This is a genomic window from Agrobacterium sp. D14, from assembly GCF_001526505.1.
GTDB lineage: Bacteria > Pseudomonadota > Alphaproteobacteria > Rhizobiales > Rhizobiaceae > Agrobacterium > Agrobacterium leguminum.
The window spans coordinates 25,013-48,653 of sequence record NZ_ASXX01000042.1 but is presented as its reverse complement, the minus strand read 5'-3'; the positions used below and the strand labels follow the sequence as shown (position 1 = coordinate 48,653).

General features: G+C 60.1%; 15 protein-coding genes and 1 pseudogene. 9 read left to right on the top strand and 7 right to left on the bottom strand.

Features of this window, described 5'->3' with window-relative positions:
• Window positions 1-99: 99 nt before the first annotated feature.
• Window positions 100-2,535, top strand: coding sequence for a DNA topoisomerase (ATP-hydrolyzing) subunit B (gene gyrB / locus L901_RS19645; RefSeq protein ID WP_059759693.1), 2,436 nt, complete (start codon window positions 100-102; stop codon window positions 2,533-2,535).
• A 98-nt stretch (window positions 2,536-2,633) separates the two neighbouring features.
• Here gyrB and L901_RS19640 read toward each other — a convergent pair whose 3' ends face one another.
• A complete protein-coding gene (locus L901_RS19640) occupies window positions 2,634-3,236 on the bottom strand; it encodes a nitroreductase family protein (protein WP_059759691.1) in 603 nt (200 codons plus the stop codon).
• A 128-nt stretch (window positions 3,237-3,364) separates the two neighbouring features.
• On the opposite strand from L901_RS19640, the gene L901_RS19635 reads away from it, so the two are divergent.
• The 8 genes from L901_RS19635 to L901_RS19600 all read left to right on the top strand — a co-directional run bounded on the left by L901_RS19635 (window position 3,365) and on the right by L901_RS19600 (window position 11,621).
• A complete protein-coding gene (locus L901_RS19635; protein WP_059759689.1) occupies window positions 3,365-4,207 on the top strand; it encodes a fumarylacetoacetate hydrolase family protein in 843 nt (280 codons plus the stop codon).
• A 124-nt stretch (window positions 4,208-4,331) separates the two neighbouring features.
• On the top strand, window positions 4,332-5,564 hold the full coding sequence (locus L901_RS19630; protein WP_059760025.1) for a polyhydroxyalkanoate depolymerase: 1,233 nt from the start codon (window positions 4,332-4,334) through the stop codon (window positions 5,562-5,564).
• A 68-nt stretch (window positions 5,565-5,632) separates the two neighbouring features.
• Window positions 5,633-6,400: a M48 family metallopeptidase gene (locus L901_RS19625; RefSeq protein ID WP_059759688.1), complete on the top strand. Its 768-nt coding sequence runs from the start codon at window positions 5,633-5,635 to the stop codon at window positions 6,398-6,400.
• 102 nt (window positions 6,401-6,502) lie between these two features.
• A complete protein-coding gene (locus L901_RS19620) occupies window positions 6,503-7,165 on the top strand; it encodes a phosphoribosylanthranilate isomerase (RefSeq protein ID WP_003521169.1) in 663 nt (220 codons plus the stop codon).
• A 1-nt stretch (window position 7,166) separates the two neighbouring features.
• Window positions 7,167-8,387 carry a tryptophan synthase subunit beta gene (gene trpB / locus L901_RS19615; protein ID WP_059759686.1) on the top strand — a complete coding sequence of 407 codons (1,221 nt, stop codon included), beginning with the start codon at window positions 7,167-7,169 and terminating at the stop codon, window positions 8,385-8,387.
• A 4-nt stretch (window positions 8,388-8,391) separates the two neighbouring features.
• Window positions 8,392-9,231: a tryptophan synthase subunit alpha gene (gene trpA, locus L901_RS19610; protein WP_031233963.1), complete on the top strand. Its 840-nt coding sequence runs from the start codon at window positions 8,392-8,394 to the stop codon at window positions 9,229-9,231.
• 27 nt (window positions 9,232-9,258) lie between these two features.
• Window positions 9,259-10,155, top strand: coding sequence for an acetyl-CoA carboxylase, carboxyltransferase subunit beta (gene accD / locus L901_RS19605; RefSeq protein WP_003521172.1), 897 nt, complete (start codon window positions 9,259-9,261; stop codon window positions 10,153-10,155).
• 86 nt (window positions 10,156-10,241) lie between these two features.
• Complete coding sequence (locus tag L901_RS19600) at window positions 10,242-11,621, top strand: folylpolyglutamate synthase/dihydrofolate synthase family protein (RefSeq protein ID WP_183044116.1); 1,380 nt, start codon at window positions 10,242-10,244, stop codon at window positions 11,619-11,621.
• Window positions 11,622-11,668: 47 nt separating this feature from the next.
• On the opposite strand, the gene trxA is transcribed toward L901_RS19600, so the two are convergent.
• The 6 genes and pseudogenes from trxA to L901_RS19570 form a co-directional block, all read right to left on the bottom strand.
• The gene (trxA, locus tag L901_RS19595; protein ID WP_003505361.1) at window positions 11,669-11,989 is read right to left on the bottom strand and encodes a thioredoxin; all 321 of its coding nucleotides are present in this window, start codon (window positions 11,987-11,989) and stop codon (window positions 11,669-11,671) included.
• Window positions 11,990-12,066: 77 nt separating this feature from the next.
• A complete protein-coding gene (gene addA, locus L901_RS19590) occupies window positions 12,067-15,624 on the bottom strand; it encodes a double-strand break repair helicase AddA (protein ID WP_059759684.1) in 3,558 nt (1,185 codons plus the stop codon).
• Window positions 15,614-18,798, bottom strand: a pseudogene (gene addB, locus L901_RS19585) (double-strand break repair protein AddB). The gene addA and the pseudogene addB overlap by 11 nt, the downstream one beginning before the upstream one ends.
• Complete coding sequence (locus L901_RS19580) at window positions 18,795-19,532, bottom strand: nucleotidyltransferase family protein (protein WP_059760021.1); 738 nt, start codon at window positions 19,530-19,532, stop codon at window positions 18,795-18,797. The pseudogene addB and the gene L901_RS19580 overlap by 4 nt, the downstream one beginning before the upstream one ends.
• A gap of 16 nt (window positions 19,533-19,548) precedes the next feature.
• Window positions 19,549-21,060 (bottom strand): tRNA (adenosine(37)-N6)-threonylcarbamoyltransferase complex ATPase subunit type 1 TsaE, encoded by a 1,512-nt coding sequence (tsaE, locus tag L901_RS19575; RefSeq protein ID WP_059759682.1) that lies wholly within the window; start codon window positions 21,058-21,060, stop codon window positions 19,549-19,551.
• Window positions 21,057-23,639 (bottom strand): PAS domain-containing sensor histidine kinase, encoded by a 2,583-nt coding sequence (locus L901_RS19570; protein WP_059759680.1) that lies wholly within the window; start codon window positions 23,637-23,639, stop codon window positions 21,057-21,059. Before L901_RS19570 ends, tsaE begins: the two co-directional genes overlap by 4 nt.
• Window positions 23,640-23,641 lie beyond the last annotated feature (2 nt).

The following is a 23,641-nucleotide window of genomic DNA, read 5'->3' as shown; positions in this document are numbered from 1 at the left end:
TGTAGAATTTCTATAGTCGCATGTCGGATTTGAGTGATTCGCTGGCTTCAGGCCCTCTCACTGGAAACCTGGCCCGAGAAAACTTTGGAAAGAGTATTTATGACCGAAACATCGTCAAGCGAAGTCGGCGCGAACGCGGAATATGGAGCCGATTCGATCAAGGTCCTCAAGGGCCTTGATGCCGTGCGCAAACGGCCCGGCATGTATATCGGCGATACCGATGACGGTTCCGGCCTGCACCACATGGTCTATGAGGTCGTCGACAACGCCATCGACGAGGCGCTCGCCGGTCATGCCGATCTGGTGACGGTGACGCTGAATGCGGACGGCTCGGTGACGGTGACGGACAACGGACGCGGCATTCCGACCGACATTCACTCCTCCGAAGGCGTTTCCGCGGCCGAAGTCATCATGACCCAGCTGCATGCCGGCGGCAAATTCGACCAGAACTCCTATAAGGTGTCGGGCGGCCTGCATGGCGTCGGCGTCTCCGTGGTCAATGCGCTTTCCGTCTGGCTGAAGCTCAGGATCCGCCGTAACGGCAAGCTGCATGAAATCGGCTTCACCCATGGTGTCGCCGATGCGCCGCTTTCCGTCATTGGCGAATATGAAGGCCGCTCGGGCACGGAAGTGACCTTCCTGGCGAGCCCGCAGACCTTCACCATGACGGACTATGATTATGGAACGCTGGAGCATCGCCTGCGCGAGCTCGCATTCCTGAATTCCGGCGTGCGCATCCTGCTCACCGACAAGCGCCATTCCGATATCAAGCAGGAAGAGCTGCTGTATGATGGCGGTCTCGAAGCCTTCGTTCGTTATCTCGACCGTGCCAAGAAGCCGCTGGTAGACAAGCCAGTCGCCATCAAGGGCGAAAAGGACGGCATTACGGTTGAGGTCGCGCTCTGGTGGAACGATAGCTACCATGAGAACGTGCTTTGCTTTACCAACAACATTCCCCAGCGCGACGGCGGCACGCATATGGCCGGTTTCCGCGCGGCGCTGACCCGTCAGGTGACCTCCTATGCCGAAACCTCGGGCATCCTGAAAAAGGAAAAGGTGAGCCTGCAGGGTGAGGACTGCCGTGAAGGACTGACGGCCATTCTTTCCGTCAAGGTTCCCGACCCCAAGTTTTCTTCGCAGACGAAAGACAAGCTCGTTTCCTCCGAAGTGCGTCCGGTCGTGGAAAGCCTTGTCAACGAAGCGCTCTCCACCTGGTTGGAAGAACATCCTTCCGACGCAAGAATCCTCGTGGGCAAGGTGGTGGAAGCGGCGGTCGCCCGCGAAGCTGCCCGCAAGGCGCGCGAACTGACACGCCGTAAAGGTGCGCTCGATATCGCCTCTCTGCCCGGCAAGCTTGCCGACTGCTCCGAGCGCGATCCGGCTAAATCCGAACTCTTCCTCGTCGAGGGTGACTCCGCTGGCGGTTCGGCCAAGCAGGGCCGCTCGCGCGAGACGCAGGCCATCCTGCCGCTGCGCGGCAAGATCCTCAATGTCGAGCGCGCCCGTTTCGACAAGATGTTGTCCAGCCAGGAAATCGGTACCCTGATCACCGCGCTCGGCACCTCCATCGGCAAGGACGAGTTCAACGCCGACAAGCTGCGTTACCACAAGATCATCATCATGACGGATGCTGACGTCGACGGCGCCCATATCCGTACCCTGCTCCTGACCTTCTTCTTCCGCCAGATGCCGGAACTGATCGAGCGCGGCCATCTCTATATCGCTCAGCCGCCGCTTTATAAGGTCACGCGTGGCAAATCCGTGCAGTACCTCAAGGATGAAAAGGCGCTGGAAGAGTACCTGATCTCCATGGGGATCGAGGAAGCGTCGCTGACGCTCGGTTCTGGCGAAGTGCGTATCGGCGCCGATCTTCGCGAAGTCATTCTGGATGCGGTGCGCATGCGCTCGCTGATCGATGGGCTGCATTCGCGTTACAGCCGCTCGATCGTGGAACAGGCGGCAATAGCCGGCGCGCTGAACCCCGAGCTTTCGGCCGATGCTACCCGCGCCGAGGAAACCGTTGCCGAAGTGGCGCGGCGTCTCGACATGATCGCGGAAGAAACCGAACGTGGCTGGTCTGGCACGGTGCTGCTGGATGGCGGTTTGCGCTTCGAGCGCATGGTGCGCGGCGTCAAGGAAGTCTCAACGCTGGATATGGGACTGCTCGGTTCGGCCGATGCCCGCCATATCGATCAGCTCGCAGCCCGCACGCGCGATATCTACGCCACGCCGCCGGTCCTGCAACGCAAGGATGGCACCATGGAACTGGCCGGTCCACGCGCGCTTCTGGATGCGATTTTCGCCGCCGGCCGCAAGGGTCTTTCCATGCAGCGCTATAAGGGCCTTGGCGAAATGAATGCCGAGCAGCTGTGGGAAACCACGCTCGACGCCAATGTTCGCTCTCTGCTGCAGGTAAGGGTGAGTGACGCGACGGACGCCGACGGCCTGTTCGCCCGCCTGATGGGCGATGAAGTGGAACCGCGCCGCGACTTCATTCAGGAAAATGCGCTGAGCGTCGCCAACCTCGACATTTAATCCTGTGGGGTGTTTCGCGTAACGATTCACGTGAAACGAAAATTTAACAAAAGGCCCGGCGGTCAATTTCCGCCGGGCCTTTTGTCATTCAGAGAACATCAATCAACCTTGCCGGTGAAGCGCCCTTCGAAGGCCACATCCGCCAAGGGCAGACGCTTGCTCGGCACTTCCCGTTCCGCCAGATCGTCAGGGAGGACGGACTTGTCGGTCAGCGTGCCGATGGCGACCCCGGCCTCCACCTTGTAGCCTTCCGGGATGTTCAGTTTTTCAACGATCTTGTCTTTCAATATGCCAGCCATGCCATGGGCGTGGTAACCGAGCAGGTGAGCCTGCATGGCAAGCGAAAACCAGGCAGCGCCGGAATCGAAGGAATGGGTCGCGGATGGTTTTTTCTCACCGTCGCGCGAGATGTTGTAGTCGCGCGAAATGACAAACAGCAGCACGGAGGCGTTTTTTGCCCAGCGCTGGTTGCCCTCCATCAGTAGGTCCACGAAGAGCGGCCAGTCCTTACTATCCTTGTGCGCATAGACAAAACGCCATGGCTGATAGTTGGAGGCAGACGGCGCCCAATGCGCGGCATCCAGAATGGTCATCAGATGCTCTTGCGGCATGGCGTGGCCATCGAAGGCGCGCGGAGACCAGCGATCGAGGAAGAGGGGATCGACGGGATATTCGGATTGCCGGGAATTGCTGTTCGTCACGAGCCATGTCCTTTTGATTGACGGGAAGGAAAAGGTATTTTTCGAAACTTGGCGCAGTCAAGGGGTGACAAGTATGAATGCATCGTTCATATATGCATCACCTTGTCTGACAACCGGGAGAGAGTTCCATGAAATTGATGCGTGTCGGCCAGCCCGGCCAGGAAAAACCTGCAATCCTCGATGCGGAAGGAAAAGTCCGCGATCTGTCCGCCCATGTCAAAGACATTGGCGGCGAAGCCATTTCTCCCGAGGGCCTCAAGAAGATCGCCGCGATCGACCTGAGTACACTTCCGGTGCTGAACGAAGAGCGCATCGGCGCCTGCGTTGCCGGAACCGGAAAATTCATCTGCATCGGCCTCAACTTTTCCGACCATGCTGCGGAAACGGGCGCCACCGTACCGCCGGAACCGGTCATTTTCATGAAGGCGACCTCGGCCATCGTCGGTCCGAATGACAAAGTCACCATTCCGCGCGGTTCTGAAAAGACCGATTGGGAGGTCGAGCTCGGCGTCGTCATCGGCAAGACCGCCAAATACGTCTCGGAAGCCGATGCTCTCGACTATGTCGCCGGTTATTGCGTTTCGCATGATGTGTCCGAACGCGCCTTCCAGACGGAGCGTGCGGGGCAGTGGACCAAGGGCAAGTCCTGCGACACCTTCGGTCCCATCGGCCCCTGGCTGGTGACGAAGGATGAAATCGCCGATCCGCAGAATCTCGGCATGTGGCTGAAGGTCAACGGCCAGACCATGCAGGATGGTTCCAGCAAGACCATGGTGTATGGCGTCGCCCACGTTGTCTCCTATCTCAGCCAGTTCATGTCGCTGCATCCCGGCGATGTCATTTCCACCGGCACGCCTCCCGGTGTCGGCATGGGCATGAAACCGCCGCGTTACCTGAAGGCTGGCGATGTCGTGGAACTCGGCATTGAGGGCCTCGGTTCCCAGAAGCAGACTTTCGTCGCCGATATCTGATCGCCACGGCGTTCAACGGAAAGTGAGGCGCTGGCGGGAAACCGCCGGCGCCTTCGATTTTGTGCACCTGCGAAAAGCTGCTATGGTTGAAAAAAAGAGCGTGATCGCGAGGGAGGCGTCATCAGTGTTCTACCACCTCTATGAAATGAACCATGCGGCCATGGCGCCGCTGCGCGCCGGTGCCGACATGATGCGCCAGGCTTGCAACAATCCGCTCAACCCGCTTTCCAGCACGGCTTTCGGAAGAAGCCTAGACGCCGGTTTTGAGGTCTTTGAGCGTATGACGCGCCGTTACGCAAAACCGGAATTCGCTCTTTGCAGTACGATTGTCGATGGCCAGACCGTCAATGTTGTCGAAGAAACCGTCTGGTCACGTCCGTTCTGCAATCTGCTTCATTTCAAGAAAGAACTTGATCCAGCCCGCCAGTCCGATCCGAAGGTGCTGCTGGTAGCGCCGATGTCCGGCCATTACGCCACCCTGTTGCGGGGGACGGTCGAGGCCCTGCTGCCTTCGGCGGATATCTACATCACCGATTGGGCCGATGCGCGTACGGTGCCGGTGAGTGAGGGGACTTTCGATCTCGACGATTACATCAGCTATGTCATCGAGATGCTGCGCGCGATCGGGCCGGGCGCGCATGTCGTCGCCGTCTGTCAGCCATCCGTGCCGGTGTTGGCCGCCGTCTCGTTGATGGAGGCTGATGGGGATAAATTCGCGCCGGCATCCATGACGCTGATGGGCGGTCCGATCGACACGCGCATCAATCCAACGGCTGTCAACGGTCTTGCCAAGGCGAAACCCATTGAATGGTTCCGCGACAATGTCGTCATGCAGGTGCCTTGGCCTCAGCCGGCTTTTGGCCGCAATGTCTATCCGGGCTTCCTGCAACTTTCCGGCTTTATGTCGATGAACCTCGACAAGCACATGACGGCGCACAAGGATTTTTACCTCAACCTCGTCAAGAATGACGGCGATTCAGCCGAAAAACACCGCGAATTTTACGATGAATATCTGGCCGTCATGGATCTGACCGCGGAGTTCTATCTGCAGACGGTGGAAACGGTCTTCATCGACCATGCGCTTCCGAAAGGGAACATGCTGCACCGGGGCAGGGCGGTCGATCCTGCGGCCATTCGCAATGTCGCATTGTTTACGGTGGAAGGCGAGAACGACGATATTTCCGGCGTTGGCCAGACAAAGGCGGCGCATGATCTCTGCCGGAACATCCCTGAAGACAAACGCGCCCATTACATGCAGCCGGATGTCGGGCATTACGGCGTCTTCAACGGTTCGCGCTTCCGCAAGGAAATCGTGCCGCGCATGCTGGACTTCATCCGCAAACACCAGACAGCTTAAGGGCAGACGGCGGGCCGTACCGCGCATTTGCATGGCCAAACGACGGACGAATCGGTTATGAAGAGTTCATGTTTTCGCTCCTCAGAAAATCCCTGAAATCGCCGACCCCAAAGAAGGTGCTGCCCAGCCAGCGCACCGTCGCGGTGGCGGGCAGGCAGGTGCCGATTACGGTCAGGGAAAATCCGCGCGCCACGCGCATTACGCTGCGCATCGAACCCGGTGGCAGGGCGCTGAAACTGACAATCCCGATGGGTTTGCATCACCGCCAGGTGGATGACTTTCTCGAAAGGCATCAGGGCTGGCTGGAAGGCAAGCTTGTGAAATTCAGCCCCGACGACGGTTTGCGTCCGGGTGCGGCCATCGATATTCGCGGTGTAGCCCACCGCATTGACCATACTGGCAACCTGCGAGGGCTGACACATGTCACGAAAGACGCCGATGGGGTGGCCGTTCTGAAGGTCAGCGGCGCGCCGGAACATCTGAGACGGCGGATAGCGACATTCCTGAAAAAGGAAGCGAAGGCGGATCTGGAACGGCTTGTGGCTGTGCATGTACGCACCGCCGGCCGGCCGGTGCGCTCCATCAGCATGAAGGATACGCGCAGCCGCTGGGGCTCCTGTTCCCATGATGGAAATTTGAGCTTTTCCTGGCGCATCGTCATGGCTCCGGAAAAGGTCATCGATTATCTCGCCGCCCACGAGGTTGCGCATCTCAAGGAAATGAACCACGGCCCGAAATTCTGGGCTTTGTGCGAAAAACTGTGCCCGCACACCGATGAGGCCAAGGGCTGGCTGAAACGTCACGGATCCAAACTCCACGCCATCGATTTCGATTGAAACCTGCAACGCGGATCGCCATCTGGATTCACGTGAAACATTCCATCGGGAATGGATGCAATTTGGCTCGACTCTTGTCGCATTTCATGTCAGGTCGCGGGTATGAAACCGGATATCAAGATTTGCGGATTGAAGACACCGGAAGCGCTGGAGCGCGCCGTCAGGCGTGGTGCGTCCCATGTCGGTTTTATTTTCTTTGAAAAAAGCCCGCGCAACATCGAGCCCGATATTGCCGGCAGGCTGGCGGAAGCCGCCCGCGGCGCTGCGAAGGTGGTTGCCGTCACGGTCAATGCCGATAATGATTATCTCGATGAAATCGTCGATCTCGTCAAACCGGACATCCTTCAGCTACATGGCAATGAAAGCCCGGAACGGCTGCTGAACATCAAGGCCCTGTATGGCCTGCCGGTGATGAAGGCCATTTCCATTCGCGATGCCGCTGATCTTGCCAAAATCGACCCTTATATTGGAATAGCCGACCGTTTTCTGCTGGATGCCAAGGCGCCCGCCGGTTCCGAGCTTCCGGGCGGCAACGGCGTCTCCTTCGACTGGACCATCCTGCGATCACTTGACGGAAGTGTGGATTACATGCTTTCCGGGGGATTGAACAAGGACAATGTCGCCGAGGCGCTGGCGGAGACCAGGGCAAGCGGACTAGATTTATCGTCCGGTGTGGAAAGCGCGCCGGGTGTCAAGGATCTGTCCATGATCGACGCATTTTTCGATGTGGTGAATGATTGGTCGAAAGGCCCAAAGGGAGCTTGAAGTGAACGACGCGCCAACACCCAATTCTTTTCGCGCTGGTCCCGATGAGGACGGCCGTTTCGGCATTTACGGAGGTCGCTTCGTTGCCGAAACGCTGATGCCGCTCATTCTGGATTTGCAGACGGAATGGGACAAGGCCAAGACCGATCCCGCGTTTCAGGCGGAACTCAAGCATCTCGGCGCACACTATACCGGCCGCCCGAGCCCGCTTTATTTTGCCGAACGCCTGACGGCGGAACTTGGTGGCGCGAAGATTTATTTCAAGCGCGAAGAGCTGAACCACACCGGCTCGCACAAGATCAACAATTGCCTTGGCCAGATTCTGCTTGCCAAGCGCATGGGCAAGACCCGCATCATTGCCGAAACCGGTGCCGGCCAGCACGGCGTTGCCTCCGCTACCGTCGCTGCACGCTTCGGTCTGCCCTGCGTCGTTTATATGGGCGCGACGGATGTTGCCCGTCAGGCGCCGAATGTGTTCCGCATGAAGCTCCTTGGCGCTGAAGTGAAGCCGGTGACGGCCGGCCACGGCACCCTGAAGGATGCCATGAACGAGGCCCTGCGCGACTGGGTCACCAATGTCGAGGATACCTATTACCTGATCGGCACCGCGGCCGGCCCGCATCCCTATCCGGAAATGGTCCGCGATTTCCAGGCCGTTATCGGCGAGGAAGCCAAGGCGCAGATGCTGGAGGCCGAAGGCCGCCTGCCAGATCTGGTCGTCGCGGCTGTCGGCGGTGGTTCGAATGCCATCGGCATCTTCCATCCTTTCCTCGATGACAAGAATGTCCGCATCGTCGGTGTCGAAGCCGGCGGCAAGGGTCTTTCTGGCGACGAGCATTGCGCTTCCATCACCGCCGGTTCGCCCGGCGTGCTGCATGGCAACCGCACCTACCTGCTGCAGGATGAGGACGGCCAGATCAAGGAAGGCCATTCCATCTCCGCGGGCCTCGATTATCCCGGCATCGGCCCTGAACATTCCTGGCTGAACGATATCGGCCGCGTGGAATATGTGCCGATCATGGACCATGAGGCGCTGGACGCCTTCCAGATGCTGACCCGCCTTGAAGGCATCATTCCGGCTCTCGAGCCGAGCCACGCCTTGGCCGAGGTCATCAAGCGCGCGCCGAAGATGGGCAAGGATGAAATCATCCTGATGAACCTCTCCGGTCGCGGCGACAAGGATGTCCACACCGTCAGCAAGTTCCTTGGAATGGATGTATAAGATCATGACTGCACGTATGGACAAGCGCTTTGCCGATCTGCGCGCTGAAAATCGCCCGGCCCTGATTACCTATTTCATGGGCGGCGACCCGGATTTCGAAACCTCGCTCGGCATCATGAAGGCGCTGCCGGAAGCCGGTGCCGACGTCATCGAACTCGGCATGCCCTTTTCCGACCCGATGGCGGATGGTCCGGCTATTCAGCTGGCCGGTCAGCGTGCGCTGAAGGGCGGCCAGACGCTGAAGACCACGCTCGATCTCGCCCGCGAGTTTCGCAAGCAAGACGATGCAACGCCGATCGTGATGATGGGCTATTACAATCCGATCTATATCTACGGCGTCGAAAAGTTTCTGGACGACGCAATCGCGGCCGGCATCGATGGCCTGATCGTTGTCGATCTGCCGCCGGAAATGGACGATGAACTCTGCATCCCCGCACTTGCGCGCGGCATCAACTTCATCCGTCTCGCCACGCCGACGACGGATGGCAAGCGCCTGCCTGCCGTCCTTAAAAATACCTCAGGTTTCGTTTATTACGTCTCGATGAACGGTATTACCGGTTCAGCGCTTCCCGATCCCTCGTTGATCTCGGGCGCTGTCGGTCGTATCAAGGCGCATACGGAACTGCCGGTCTGTGTCGGTTTCGGTGTCAAGACGGCCGATCATGCCAAGGCGATCGGTGCTGTGGCGGATGGCGTGGTGGTTGGTTCCGCCATCGTCAACCAGATTGCGGGCAGCCTGACCAAGGACGGGCAGGCGACCGCCGACACCGTACCGGCCGTTACGACGCTGGTAAAAGGACTTTCAACGGGCGTGCGTGCATCGCGCCTTGCCGCTGCGGAATAAGCGCGCGGCCCAGTCAGGAGTAGTCAGTTGAACTGGATCACCAATTACGTACGGCCCCGGATCAATTCCATGCTTGGCCGCCGCCCGGAGGTTCCGGAGAACCTGTGGATCAAGTGCCCGGAAACGGGCGAGATGGTCTTCCATAAGGATTTGGAAGACAACAAGTGGGTCATACCGGCTTCCGGCTACCATATGAAGATGCCGGCCAAGGCACGTCTTGCCGATCTTTTCGATGGCGGCGTCTATGAAGCCCTGCCGCAGCCGAAGGTAGCGCAGGACCCCTTGAAGTTCCGCGATTCCAAAAAATACACCGACCGCCTGCGCGACAGCCGCACGAAGACCGAGCAGGAAGATACGATCCTTGCCGGCGTCGGCCACTTGAAGGGCCTGAAGATCGTGGCTGTCGTGCATGAATTCCAGTTCATGGGCGGTTCGCTTGGCATTGCCGCTGGCGAGGCCATCGTCAAGGCCTTCGAGCGTGCCATTTCCGAGCGTTGCCCGCTTGTGATGTTCCCGGCCTCGGGCGGCGCGCGTATGCAGGAAGGCATTCTTTCGCTGATGCAGCTGCCGCGCACCACGGTTGCCGTGAACATGCTGAAAGAAGCCGGCATGCCCTATATCGTGGTTCTGACGAACCCGACGACGGGCGGCGTCACGGCCTCCTACGCGATGCTGGGCGATGTGCATATCGCCGAGCCGGGCGCCGAGATTTGCTTCGCAGGCAAGCGCGTGATCGAGCAGACCATTCGCGAAAAGCTTCCCGAAGGCTTCCAGACCTCGGAATATCTGCTGGAACACGGCATGGTGGACATGGTGATCGACCGCCGCGAAATCCCCGACACGTTGGCCAATCTGCTCAAGATCATGACCAAAGCGCCTGCTGGGAATGCAAATTCGGTCGTCCCGTTGGCCGCTTCGGCCTGAGGAAAAAAATATGTCGCCCGGAGGCATAAACTGCCTTCGGGATGATGCTATACGTTGCATGATATCATCTTTGGTGCGGCGGACAAATGGCAAGCAAAACGCCTGAAAGGCGAACGGAAGACATGACGAAGCCCGCGATCGGTGAGGCCGAGAAGATCATCGAAGAGCTGATGCAGCTCCACCCCAAGGGGTTCGATCTTTCGCTCGACAGAATTTCCCGTCTTCTTGAAAAACTCGGCAATCCCCAGAACAGGATGCCACCTGTTATCCATGTTGCGGGCACCAACGGTAAAGGTTCCGTCACGGCCTTTTGCCGAGCGCTTCTGGAGGCGGCGGGCCTTTCCGTTCACGTCCATACCTCTCCACATCTGGTGAACTGGCACGAACGTTATCGTATCGGCGTTTACGGGGAAAAAGGCCGTTATATCGAGGATGCCCTCTTTGCGGATGCGTTGCGCCGTATTGAAGCTGCCAATGCAGGCCAGACGATCACGGTTTTCGAAATCCTGACTGCCGCGATGTTCGTGCTATTTGCGGAACAGCCCGCCGATGCCGCCGTCGTGGAGGTTGGTCTGGGTGGGCGTTTCGATGCGACCAATGTGATCAACAATCCGGCCGTCTCCGTCATCATGCCGATTTCGTTGGATCATCAGGCCTATCTCGGCGACCGGGTGGAGCTGATCGCCGCCGAAAAAGCCGGCATCATGAAGTCCGGTTCCCCCGTCGTCATAGGCCATCAGGAATATGATGCAGCGCTCGAAACGCTCGTCGCCACGGCGGAGCGGCTCGGTTGCCCGGTATCGGTCTATGGGCAGGATTTTTCCGCCCATGAAGAATTCGGCCGCATGGTCTATCAGGATGAGTTCGGCCTGGCCGATGCGCCGTTGCCGCGTCTTCCCGGCCGTCATCAGCTTGCCAATGCCGCCGCCGCGATCCGCGCCGTCAAGGCCGCCGGTTTCGAGGTGACGGAACGGATGATCGAAAAAGCCATGACCTCCGTGGAATGGCCCGGCCGTCTGCAGCGCATCCTGACCGGCAAAATCGCTGAAATGGCCCCGAAGAATTCGGAAATCTGGATCGATGGCGGTCATAACCCCGGCGCGGGCGAAGTCATTGCCGAAGCGATGGCCGGCTTTGAGGAAAAGACGCCCCGCCCGCTGTTCATCATTGCAGGCATGATTAATACCAAGGATCCGGTGGGCTATTTCAAGGCCTTCGCCGATATTGCCGAATATGTCTTCACCGTGCCGATTGGCGGCACCGATGCAGCGATCGATCCCGTGGTACTTGCTCATGCGGCCTTCGATGCCGGTCTCGTGGCGGCCCCCACCTCGTCTCTCACGCATGCTCTGGAAGAGCTTTCGCGCCGCTTCGACCCCGAAGGACCGGCGCCGCGCATCCTGATCGGCGGCTCGCTTTATCTTGCCGGCAACGCGCTTGCCCTGAACGGCACGGTTCCCCAATAAAAAAGCCCGGCATCGCTGCCGGGCTTTTTTCATTCCACTGATATTGCTTATGCGGCGCCCGAAATCCAGGCGGACAGCGCTGTCTTGGGAGCAGCGCCAACCTTGATGTCGGCCACTTCGCCGCCCTTGAACATGGCGAGCGTCGGGATGGAGCGCACGCCGAACTGGGCAGCCAATTCCGGGTTTTCGTCGATGTTGAGCTTCGCGACCTTGACCTTGCCGGCAAGCTCGGACGAAATTTCCTCAAGGCTCGGCGCGATCATCTTGCACGGGCCGCACCATTCGGCCCAGAAATCCACCACGACGGGTTCGGCGGATTCGAGGACTTCGGACTGGAAGTTGGCGGCATCGACTTTTACGGTAGCCATATCTGGCTCTCCTTTCAGCTAAACTTTTCCGCTATCGATGTGATGCGGGCGCGTCGGAATTTCAATGCCCCGGTATCTCACTTTGTCTTTATTGCGGCAAGAGCCTGTGTCATTGCCTCATCGTCAACCCGCACAAAAGCGGCATTTTCCGTATAGATCAGCGCGCAGACGAATTCCTTGCCGGGATAGAGCGGTGCAAGAATTTCGCGGTAGATGGCAAGCTGCGCGGTGTGGGAGAAAGGTATCTCGCTTGCCGTGCGCGGCGGAACCCGGTTCGTCTTGTAGTCGACGAGAATAACGCGATCACCATCCACCGCCAGCCGGTCGACACGGCCGGACACGGCATAGTGCTGTCGGCCGATGGTCATCGTACCCATGATGGAGATTTCCGCGCGGCTGTTGGCGGAAAAGGCCGGTTGCACCGCCGGTTCGGAGATGACACGCAGAACCGCCCGGATCAAATGCTCACCTTCGGCCGCGGGCCAGAAACGGGCCGCTCGCTCCGCATAGCGGCGGGCAGCCTCCTCCCGCTCCGCCTCGGCAAAATCCGGCAGTGCCTGCAACATGCGATGCACCAGCCGGCCGCGCTGCAGCGCCAGCGAAGAGACATCGGCCTTCTCGCCGAAAAGCGGCGAACGCACGGCAAGATCATCCGCACCGTCATCGATGATGGTGCCTGCACCGGAAGGGCTGAGCGGCCTTGGCAAGGAGGGCAGGGCAGGCAGGGGGGCAAGCAGCCCGGGCGGAAGAGCATATTCTTCGTCCTGCTGTTTTTCCGGCAGCCTTTGCGGGAGAGATGTCGCGCGAGCCTCGGATTTACGCCAGACAAGCCCCTGCCATTCCTCGCCATCGGCCGTGAAAAGCTGCGGCTTGCAATGGTCTTCATTGTTGGCAAGCGCCGCCTTGACGATGGCATGCCAGCACTCTGGATTTTCCTTCTGACCGCGATAACCGCAGACGACGAGGTGATCGGCGGCGCGCGTCATCGCCACATAAAGCAGCCGCCGATATTCGTCTTCGGCGGCCGTCTTCAGCCGTTCCTCGTCCGAGCGAATGAGGTGGTTGGAAAAGCCGCTGCCGGGCAGCCAGACCGGGAAGGCGTCCTCACCCGCTTCGACAAAGCGCAGTTTCGGCACATGGCTGTGATTGAAGGCCTTCGAACCGCCATCGACGACAAAAACCACCGGCGCTTCCAGGCCCTTGGAGGCGTGCACAGTCATGATACGTACTTCGCCACGATCCTTGTCCTGCTCGCGTTTCACTTCCGGTGAATCGGTTTCCAAAACGGAGAGAAAGGCCTGAAGGCCGGGCAGACCGGTCCTTTCGTGGTCCAGCGCAAACGACAGGAACTCATCCAGAACGTCGCTCGCCTCATTGCCAAGCCGGCCGAGGAATTTTTTGCGCCCATCATGCAGGGTCAGGACCGCTGCAAAGAAATCATGCACTGTGGCCGTTTTAGAAAGCGCGATGAAGCCTTCCAGCTTGGCGGTAACGGTGGAAAGATGGCTATTCTCTTCCTGCGAAAGGATCTGCAGCCGTTTCCAGACGCTCTCCGTTTCCGATCGCATGGCGGCGATGTTGAAAACGTCATCTTCGGTCAGGTTGAAGAGCGGGCTCTTCAACAGTGCGGCGAGCGAAAGATCGTCTTCGGGCAGGACCACGAAATGGCCGAGCGCCAGAAGGTCCTGCACGGCAATGTGGTCGGTCAGGCGAAGGCGGTCGGCACCGGCAACGGGGATGTTCTTGCGCCGCTTCAGCTCGCGCGTCAGCGCATTGACAAAGGCATGGCGTTTTCTGACGAGAACCAGAATATCGCCGGGCTCCACGGCGCGCTCGACGCCCTTTTCGATAATGGTCTCGCTTCCGATCATATCGGCGATGCGCGCGGCGATCCGGCGGGCGACGATGGTGGCCGGCGCGCTTTCCCGCAGCGCATCGAAGGGCGCGGTCCAATCCTCTTCGTCTTCGGCGGTTTCCGGCGCCACCATGTCCCACACCTCCACGGTGCCGGGATGGCCGGCGCGGTTGGATCGGTGTTCCACCGGCTCGTTATCGGCGCTAAGACCGCTGGCGTTATTCGGGTCTGAAAACACCTGATCGACGGCGGCCAGAACATCCTCGGTGGACCGGAAAGAAAGCGGCAGGCGGATGCGGTGAAAGGCCTGCTCGACGGAATCGACGCGCTTTTTGGTCTCTTCGCGCTCCTGCGAAAACCGTTCCGGCCGGGCGCCCTGGAATGAATAGATCGACTGTTTTTCATCGCCCACGGCAAAAAGCGTGCGCCGCCCCAGGCGGGCGCTCTCGCCGGTGAAGAAATCCGCTGCCAGCGACTGGATGATCGACCATTGCACCGGGCTGGTATCCTGCGCCTCGTCAACGAGAATATGGTCGATCCCCTGATCCAGCTTGTAGTGCACCCAGGCGCCTGCCGTATCGCGGTTGAGGAGGTTGGCCGCGCGCTCGATCAAGTCTTCGAAATCGAGCTGGCTTCGCTGTTTCTTCAGGTCTTCGAAATCGCCGATCAGCCTTTCGGCCAGCACAAGAGCACATTTTGTCGCCGCCAGCATCCGCACCAGACGATAACGGTTGCGGCAGGAAACGACATGGTCCCGCGCCAGTGTCAGCGCATCGAGAAGTTCGGGGGCGGATTTCTGCATGCCCTTGTTGATGACATAGGCATCCGATTTCTTTTCGCCCTTGGCTGTCAGCAGCGCCGCTTCGATGAATTCCATCCGCCGCACGGGGTCCGACTGTCGTTTTGCCTCCCTGAGCGCATAAGCGACATCGATGACGCGTGATCCACCCACCTCGTCGGCAAGGGTGAGATACGTATCGAGCGCAAGGCCTGAGAGGCCAGGCAGAGGCCAGAAGGCCGCCGCCGCGGTTTCTTCGGTTTCCCCATCTGCGATCTGCATCGCCTGCCGCAGCCGCGCATCGATGCCGCCCGACTGTTTGGCGTCCAGAAGAAAGGCGCGAAGGGCGCTGCGATTGGCGATGATGGCGGAAAGCAGCGCTTCCAAACCGCTTTCGTCGGCGAGATCAAGCACATAAGCGAGCGATTGTGCGAGCTCCGCGTCCCGCTCCGTCGAAACCGCTGTCAGAAGCGAGCGGCGTGCTTCGGCAAGTAGGGTAGTAGCGGCGCGGTCGTCAAGAACGGAGAAATGGCCGGCGACATTGGCTTCCAGCGGGAACTGATGCAGCAGCGCCTCACAGAAGGCGTGGATCGTCTGGATTTTCAACCCGCCCGGCGTTTCCAGCGCCTTGGCAAACAGCCTGCGCGCTTCGGCAAGCTTGATGCGATCCGGCGCCTTGCCTTCGATGGCGGCGATGCGGTCCTTGAGATCGGAATCCGGCAAAGTAGCCCATTCCGCCAGACGGTCGAAGACGCGGCTGGACATTTCCGACGCCGCGGCCTTGGTATAGGTGAGACACAAAATCGCCGAGGGTCGGCAGCCGGCTAGAAGCAGGCGGATGACCCGCTGGGTCAGAACATGGGTCTTGCCGGAGCCGGCATTAGCCGACACCCATGCGGAACTGGCGGGATCGGAGGCAAGCCGCTGCCGGGCGCTGGTCCAGTCGATCCAGCTTTCAGGCGTGTCGGCGGCGGGGCCGGCATCGAAAGGATCAATCGTCATCGCCGTCTCCCGGTTCTGCCGTCGACCATTCCGAAACGCGGGCGAGGTGGTCATATTCCCCGCCATAGGATTGTTGCTCTTCCGGCACGAGGCGGGAGGCGAAGCCGTTTTCGCCGTCACGCAGGGAATGAACGAATTTGGTGAGCTGTTCGATCGATTCCGTCGCGAGTTCAATCGCCGATTTCGGCGGTCTTTTGCCGCTTCGGCTGGAATGTTCGTTATTGACCTGATCGGCAAAAAAACGCTCGCCCGGCCGCAGACGAACATAGAGAGGTTTTCCGGTGTGGGCGAACCGGCTTCGCGGAAGGCACCGCGCATCAGTGCCGCCGCCTCCAGCGCAAGCTGCGGATCGAGTAGCGCGCGCGCCTGATTGACGGAAGGCGCAAGCCCCGTCTTGTAGTCGATAATATCCGCCTGACCGTTTGTCTTGATGTCGATGCGGTCGGCGATCCCCGTCAGCCTTATGCCCGCTTCGGCAATTTCCTGCCCGGCGCGCGCCTCGTAGAAGCTGTGGCGAATGGATGGATGACGTTCTTTTTCCCAGTCGATAAAGGCGCGCGCTACCGCTGCAAAACGCGGCCGCCAGATGACATCCACATGGGGAGGCAGGTTTTCCGCATCGAAACACTCGTCCAGAATGCGCTGCATGGCCGCGAGCGAGGCCGGTGTGCCGGGAATATGCCCCTCGCGGGAATAGCGTTCGATAATCGCGTGATAGAGCGTGCCGCGATCGGCGGCGTTCGGATCGCGATTGAAGGGGTCGAGCGGGTCCAGCTTCAGGATGCGCCGCGCATAGATCGAATAGGGATCGCGACGTAGCCGCCCCACTTCGCTGAAGGAATAGCGCGTCGGCTGCAACTCGGCTGGCGGTTTCGGGGCAGGGCGCTTTGCCGCTTCCTGATCGATGCTTTCATCCATCAATCCCGCCCAATGGCGATAGGTCTCGCCACGCTTCCTGAGTCTATCGGCAAAATCCTCACCGCCCAGCGCCAGAAGACGCTGCAGCCAGCGTGAGGCAACAGCGGGCGTTGAGCCTTGCCTCAGCGCGCGGGTGTAAAAAATCTGCCGGGTGCCATTTGCCATCTCGAAATCATGCGCCAGCTGACCGATACGCCGTTCCGGCGGTTCGAGGCCAATGGCGGTCTTCATGGTGCGGGACAGGAATGGATTATTCGCCGTCTGGCCCGGCCAGAGCCCTTCATTGAGACCACCGATGACAACGGTATCGACGCTTTGCAGCCGTGCCTCAAGCGCGCCGAAGATGAAAATGCGCGGATGACGCATGGATCTTGGCTTGATCGATTCACCGGCTACCAGTGCCGCAAAAATATCGATCCATTGCGGTCCATCCGCATCGAGGATTTCGCCGCTTTCCATCAGCTCGCCGAACAGCTCGGAAAGCTTGTCTCCCGCTTCACCGGACCAGAGCGCGGCAAGATCGCTGTTTTCATCCGCGCAGATGGCTTCGATCACGCGGCCCGTCCGCTCCGCCCAAACGGACAGCGGCAATTTATCGGTGAAGGCGCGGCCGGATCGATCTTTGCGGACAAAGGCGGAGCCAAGCGGCTCGGTCGCAACGGCAATCCGCCGTGCCAGATCGCGCGCAGCCTCCGCGCTCGTCTCCGGCAGCGCCAGCCGCCAGGCCGGCGGGTGCCGGTCATCGCGCTGCGCCAGAAGCTGCGCTTCCAGAACCGCTTCCAGATTGCCGATTTCGGTCTCCACACGGCCGCCGCGCAGCGCGATCAGCTCCAGCGCTCTGGAGGCTTTTGCGAAAGCTTCATCGGAAAGCCCGAAACGGCTGAGCGTATGTTTCAGAAGGGAGATAATCGGCACCGGGTCGCCGGGCCGCAGGATCGCTTCCAGCGCCAGTTGCGTCAGCCCTGCTTGTGGGGTGGCGGAAAGCGGCGTACCAGCCGAGTCGTCGGCTTCGATGCCGAAGCGCTGCAACTCCGTCGCCACGCGTCGCGCCAGTCCGCGGTCCGGTGTTATCAGCGCTGCCTGCGACGGACGCCCAGCGCCGGGCGCTTCAAGCGCCAGCCGCAAAGCCACCGCGATGGCGGTCGCCTCCTCGCGCTCATTGGCGGCTTCTATCAGCGTGGCCGTTGCGAAGGCGTCGTCGAAAAAGCCGGGTTGCCTGTCCTCGCGCCAGCGATTCCAGCCGCTGGTGGATTTGGCCGGCGCGAGTGCGGCCGAAAACACGGCTGCTCGCTTTTCCAGATCGCTATCGATGGCGCCGATCTGAACCACATCGTCGCGCAGGATGCCGAGCTTCTGCAGCAGCATATAAAGCCCATATTGCGAGTGGGTGCGGCTCGAAGGATCGGTAGGGTCCTCGGCGATTGCCTCCCATTGCTCCTCCGGCATGGCAAGGTCTAGCCCCGGAAGCACGACGGTGCCCTGGGGCAGGGCCGCAACGGCGGCGATGAGATCGGCTGCGGCAGGAATGGAACCCGTCGACCCGGCGACAATGATCGGTCCCGTATCCGGCAAATTGGCAAGCCGGTTCGCTTCCGCCCGCAGGATGGCGTTGCGATGCCGACCGGCCGAGGAACGGTTGAGTTCGGCAAGCCGCGCCGGCCAGAAGACGCTGGCTATCCGCAGGAAATCCGCCGTCAGCTGCCACCATTGGGCGTGATCGCCAGTATCGAGATGCTGAAGCGCTTCCCAGTCCCTTTCTTCCGTATCCATTGCATCGATCACCTCGCCAAGCGCACGCGCCAGCCATATGGCGTCTGCGGGGCTGGCGGGGGCGACAAGCGGCGAATCCGAGTGAATTGCCCGGATGGCGTCCGGCAGGCTGTTGCGCCAGGCGAGAATGAGACGCGCCAGTTCGATCAGCCGGCCGGTGCCGGAAATCGGCGGCGCCAGATCCATGATTTCAGGATTTTCGATCTCGAAAAAGCCGCTGTCGTCATCCGTTTCGCCGAGCGGCCGGATCAGCGGCAGAATGGCGGACCGGCCGCCCAGAAGATCGACGAATTCGGAGCGCAGCACACGGGCGGAGCGCCGCGTCGGCACATAGATCGTCACCTTGGCAAGCGACAGCGGATCGGCCGGATCGTATTTATAGCCGGCTGTCAGTGTCCCGTCACACAGCGTTTCCGCGAGCGTCTTGAGGAACGGCGTTCCCGCAGCGATCGTCAGAACGCGCTTTGCGTGGTGGGTGAGCGTCATGCAGAGCGTTTTTCCCTGAATTGGCGGATGATGCTTTCAGCATCTTCTATCGCATCCGGCGTTCCGACGGTGATCCAGTGGCCGTCCAGAGAAAGCCCGAAAAGCCGGTCTCTTTCAATGGCGCGGTCGAAATAGATATTGAGGTTGAAGGCATCCGCCGGCGCATCGTCCAGCAGTCGCGAATCCATGGCGATGGCTCCGGCATAAACCACGGGGTTCGGATCGCCATCGCGATACCGCGTCAGTTTCCCATCGGCGGAGAGGTTGAAATCCCGCTTGCCATTGTGCCCGGTGGTGCGGTCCATGTCGACGCAGAGCAGCGCCATGTCCATTCGGGTCGGGTCGAAGAATTGCGCAAGCTTGCGCAGGTTGCTGACCGCATTCAGCTGCTCGCCAATCCAGAAGAGATCGGCATTCATGACGAAGACCGGGCCGGGTTCCAGAAGCTTCAGGCCCTTGGCGAGACCGCCGCCGGAATTCATCAGTTGCGTCCGCTCGTCGGAAATCAGGATTTCGGCGTCGGTGCGTTGCCCAAGATGGGCGACCATCTGTTCCGCGTGGTGGTGCACATTGACGACAATGGTTTCCGCACCGGCTTCGACAAGGGCGTCGAGCGCATAATCGATCATCGGCTTGCCCGCGATCTGGACGAGCGGCTTCGGGATCGTATCCGTGATCGGGCGCATCCGCGTGCCAAGCCCGGCGGCCAGCACCATCGCATTTTTAATCGTCATCGTGGTCAACCGTCTTTCAGTCGTCGAATTCCATGCCCATGCGCAGGCACCAGTCTTTGAGCGGTGCGAGTTCCGGATGCGAAAGCGCTGCACTGAGATAGCGGAACGTCCTTGGCATATGTTTCATATAACCGGGTTTTCCGTCCCGTTCCAACAGCCTCACCCAGATACCGGCGAGCTTGCAGTTGCGTTGCGCCGACATGATGGCGAAAGCCTTGAGGAAAGCAGCCTCATCGAAAGAGGGCTCGCTTCTCCTGCTGTCGAGATAGTGCGAAAGCAGGCGCGCCTGCAATTCGGGTAAAATGGTGACACGGGCGTCCTGCACGATGGAGGCAAGATCGTAAGCGCTCGGACCGATCATCGCGTCCTGATAATCGATCAGGCCGACCTGCCGGACGCCGCTGTTTTGCGACTGCCATATAAGGTTGGGTGAATGGAAATCGCGCAGCAGAAGCCCGGTTTCGCAGTCGGCGAGCTGGTCGATCAGCGTGTCCCATAGAGCGTAATAGTCGCTCTTTTCGCTATCGGTGAGGGGCTTGCCGCGTTTATGCGGCAGATACCATTCCGCCAGCAGTGAAACCTCGATCTTCATCGCCTGGCGGTCGAACGGGGGAACCTCATAGGCGCTGCCGTCACCCACCGGCAGCAGGTCAGGTCGCGGGGCCTGATGGAGTGCGGCAAGGCAGGCGACGCTTTGCAGATAGCGATCCTCTATCGGCGTTCCGTCAGGCGCAAGTACCCCATCCCGCCCGAGGTCCTCCAGCAATAGAATACCCTGATCGATATCCGCCGCCAGAATCTCGGGGGCGCAAAGGCCGTTGTTTCGAAGATAATTGCCGATCGCGACGAAGGAGCGGGCGTCCTGCGCAAGATGGGCGATTTCCGCGTAGGTCTTGCCATCCGCAATGATTGCACCCTTGAGGGGGCGTCGCCAATCCATAAGGATAAGGTCCGGGCCGTCAGTGGAAACGGTCTCATAGGCGCGTGTTGAGGCGTCACCGCTCAGGAAACGCCGGGCCGCGTCGCCCTTACCATTTTTTGCGAGAAACGCGCGGATGGCGAAAACCCGTTCAAGTCGTGCTTTCAGCTTTGCCGGAGCCTCGATGGAGGCGAGCCGCCCTTCGCCGGAATGCGTCAACCGGAGCGTGACGGTCTGCTCCGGCGGCAGAATCTCGGCGGCCATATCCGGCCATTCGATCAGGCAGATGCCATCCTCCAGCATCTCATCGATGCCGAGTTCGTCCAGTTCCGAAACATCCGAAAGCCGGTAAAGATCGAGATGAGCGACCGGAATGCGGGCGGCATAGGTCTGGACGATCGTGAAGGTAGGGCTTGGAACTTCAAGATCCGGCTCGTCCGCCATCGCCCGGATGAAGGCGCGGGCAAGCGTCGATTTGCCGGCGCCAAGATCGCCGATCAGAGCCAGACAATCGCCGGGTTTCAAAGCCAGCGCAAGGTCTTCACCGAGCCTGATGGTGTCCTTTTCTCCCGCAAGGGGAATGGTGATCGGCAAGATGTCTTCGCTCATTCTGCGGCGATGGAATGCGGCCGTGTGCCGGAAGGAATGCGGCAGGTGACGATGGTGCCGTTGCCGGGCCGGCTGTCGATGCTGACGGTGCCATGATGCAGGCTGACGAAGCTTTCCACGATGGAAAGGCCAAGCCCCGCACCGGTTCGCCGTCCGCCATTGCCGCGTGTCGCGAAGCGGTCGAACACGCTCTTCAGCATGTCCTCAGGAATGCCCGGACCCTTATCCGCCACCGAGAACACGAAGTCGCCTTCGCTGCGCTGGCAGGAAAGCTGCACGGAGGAACCTTCGGGTGCGAAATTGATCGCATTGGTCAGGAGCTTGATGAGAATCTGCTTCAGCCGCTGGTGATCGGCCACCAAACTGCCGAGATGGGCGGGTGCAACGATCTCGAGCGAAATACCGCTCTCCTGCAGCCGGTCGGCGATCTGCACCGAAACGTCTTCAAGCAATTCGTTCAGATCGTTTTCCGAATAATTGAGCTGCATGATGCCGGCATCGACGGTGGCGAGATCGAGAATATCGTTGACGATGGTCAGGAGCACCGAGGATGAAGTGGAAATATGGTCGAGATATTCCGCCTGCCGTTCCGTCAATTGTCCGATGCCGGGTGTCTTGAGGAGATCGGTGAAGCCGATGATATTCGTCAGCGGCGAACGCAGCTCGTAGGAAACATGCTGCACGAAATCGTTCTTAAGCTCGTCGGCCTTCAGAAGCGCATCGTTCTTTTCTTTCAGCGCCCGCTCGGCCCGCACACTGTCGGTCATGTTGACGAAGGTCAGCATGGTCTGCGCATCAGGCAGTGGAATGATGGCGTAGTCGAGCACAAGGCCGGAAAGCAGTTCCAGCGTGCCCTGCCGCGACGGCCGCTCATCGTCGAAGCTGGTGATGAACTGGCTGAAGGCGCGCCAGCCGTCCGGTCTGTCATAGGATTGCGTGCAGGCGGTTTCGATGGCGCGGATATGGGTGCCGGTCTCGGCCTGTTCCGCGGTCACGCCCCAGAGCGCCCGGAATGCCGGGTTGGAGAGGCGAATGCGCCCGTCCGCGCCGAACACGGCCACACCTTCGGCCAGATGGTCGATGGTTTCGCCCTGCACCTTTACCAGCGTGTTGTAGCGCATCTGCAGATCGACCTGCTCGGTCAGGTTCTCGAAAACCCAGGTCGCGCCGCCCTGCGGATGGGCAGTCGCGATAACCCGAAGCGTCTGGCCGTTCGGCAAGTGCCAGAGATCGGTCTTGGTATCCAGCGAGCGATAGACGGAGAGCGCCGTCTCCTTCCAGTTCTTCCAGTTCAGCTGCTCCGGCAATTTGCCGGCGGTGCGCAGCCTGTCCAGAAGCTCGGAATTGTCAGGGCTGGATTCGAGGAAAACGAGATCGAGACCCCAGAGAGCCGCAAAAGCCTGATTGTAGAATTGCAGCCGCTGCCGGCCGTCGAAAATGGCGACAGGCGTTGCCAGATGATCGAGCGTTTCGGCGTGGCTCTTCAGAACCCGCTTGAGTTCCTCGCCGATGGTCTCGGCCTCGGTGGCATCGATGGCAATGCCGGCAGACCCACCCGCCGTCTTGATGTCGACGACGTCAAAGAAGGTGCGGTTTCCGGAAACCACCGTCGAAATACGGTCGTGATAGGGCGATTCCGGTGTCGCGGCCGCGCGTATCTTCTGCCGGGTAACCGTGTTCAGCAGTTCGCGTTTTTCATGAACGGCCTGTTCGGTGTCACGGGCATCCACCGCCTGCGCATAGGCGTGGTTGACCCAGATGAGGTCACCTTCGCCATTGCGCCGCCAGACGGGCTGCTCGATGGAATCGAGAAGTTCCTGAAAGGTCGAAACGGAAGCGATCAGGCGCTCGCGCTCCACCTGCAATTCAGCGAGTTCGGCGCGCAGATTGTTGAGGGCAATAAACCGCGCAAAGGCGTTTCCGCCGGAAACCCGGCCCTGCACTTCAATGACTTCGCCGCGCTGCGTCTCGATGGTCAGGTCGAAACTCTGGGCATGGCTGCGGAGTTTTTCGATGGATTTTTCAAGCTGGCTTGCGGATGCCGGTTTCAGCCAGCGGCCAAAGGCCAGAAAATCCTGATCTGCCAGCGGCACACCCGTCTCCGCCGGCAGCTGTCCCAGAAATTCGGGCCGCTTGTCCGCGCCATCCCAGATGACGATGCGGCGGCTCTTGTCAGAAATCAACGCTTCGTATTTCGCGATCTTGTGGTGGGACTGGGCAAGCGCCTGTCGGTATTCGCTACTTTCCGCCTCGATATTACCGCGCTGGCGCACCAGCCAGACGACGGAAAACAGCGTTGCCGAAAGCATGCCGACGAAAAGCGAATAGGTGATGGTTTCTCCGGATGAGAACAACCGCGCGCCGGTCTTTGCCACGAGGCCGTCCTGGGCCATCACAACGGTTGTCGAGCCGGCCAGAACCGTGCCCGACATCAGGACAGGAAGCCTCGCAAAGCCAGTCTGAACCGCACTGACGACCTGCCGGCAACGCGCAAGAGCCGCGCTCAATGCCACGCCCGCTTGCGTGTTTTCAACGCGTTGAACTGTCTGCTTGCGCAGATCCGAATTTTGAACCGACATCC

What these genes read in the sequence shown, in the direction of transcription:
- gyrB (WP_059759693.1), top strand. Translation starts at nt 100, where the DNA reads ATGACCGAAACATCGTCAAGCGAAGTCGGCGCGAACGCGGAATATGGA.
- L901_RS19635 (WP_059759689.1), top strand. Translation starts at nt 3,365, where the DNA reads ATGAAATTGATGCGTGTCGGCCAGCCCGGCCAGGAAAAACCTGCAATC.
- L901_RS19625 (WP_059759688.1), top strand. Translation starts at nt 5,633, where the DNA reads ATGTTTTCGCTCCTCAGAAAATCCCTGAAATCGCCGACCCCAAAGAAG.
- L901_RS19620 (WP_003521169.1), top strand. Translation starts at nt 6,503, where the DNA reads ATGAAACCGGATATCAAGATTTGCGGATTGAAGACACCGGAAGCGCTG.
- trpA (WP_031233963.1), top strand. Translation starts at nt 8,392, where the DNA reads ATGACTGCACGTATGGACAAGCGCTTTGCCGATCTGCGCGCTGAAAAT.
- L901_RS19600 (WP_183044116.1), top strand. Translation starts at nt 10,242, where the DNA reads ATGGCAAGCAAAACGCCTGAAAGGCGAACGGAAGACATGACGAAGCCC.
- trxA (WP_003505361.1), bottom strand. Translation starts at nt 11,989, where the DNA reads ATGGCTACCGTAAAAGTCGATGCCGCCAACTTCCAGTCCGAAGTCCTC.
- addA (WP_059759684.1), bottom strand. Translation starts at nt 15,624, where the DNA reads ATGACGATTGATCCTTTCGATGCCGGCCCCGCCGCCGACACGCCTGAA.
- L901_RS19580 (WP_059760021.1), bottom strand. Translation starts at nt 19,532, where the DNA reads ATGACGATTAAAAATGCGATGGTGCTGGCCGCCGGGCTTGGCACGCGG.
- tsaE (WP_059759682.1), bottom strand. Translation starts at nt 21,060, where the DNA reads ATGAGCGAAGACATCTTGCCGATCACCATTCCCCTTGCGGGAGAAAAG.
- L901_RS19570 (WP_059759680.1), bottom strand. Translation starts at nt 23,639, where the DNA reads ATGTCGGTTCAAAATTCGGATCTGCGCAAGCAGACAGTTCAACGCGTT.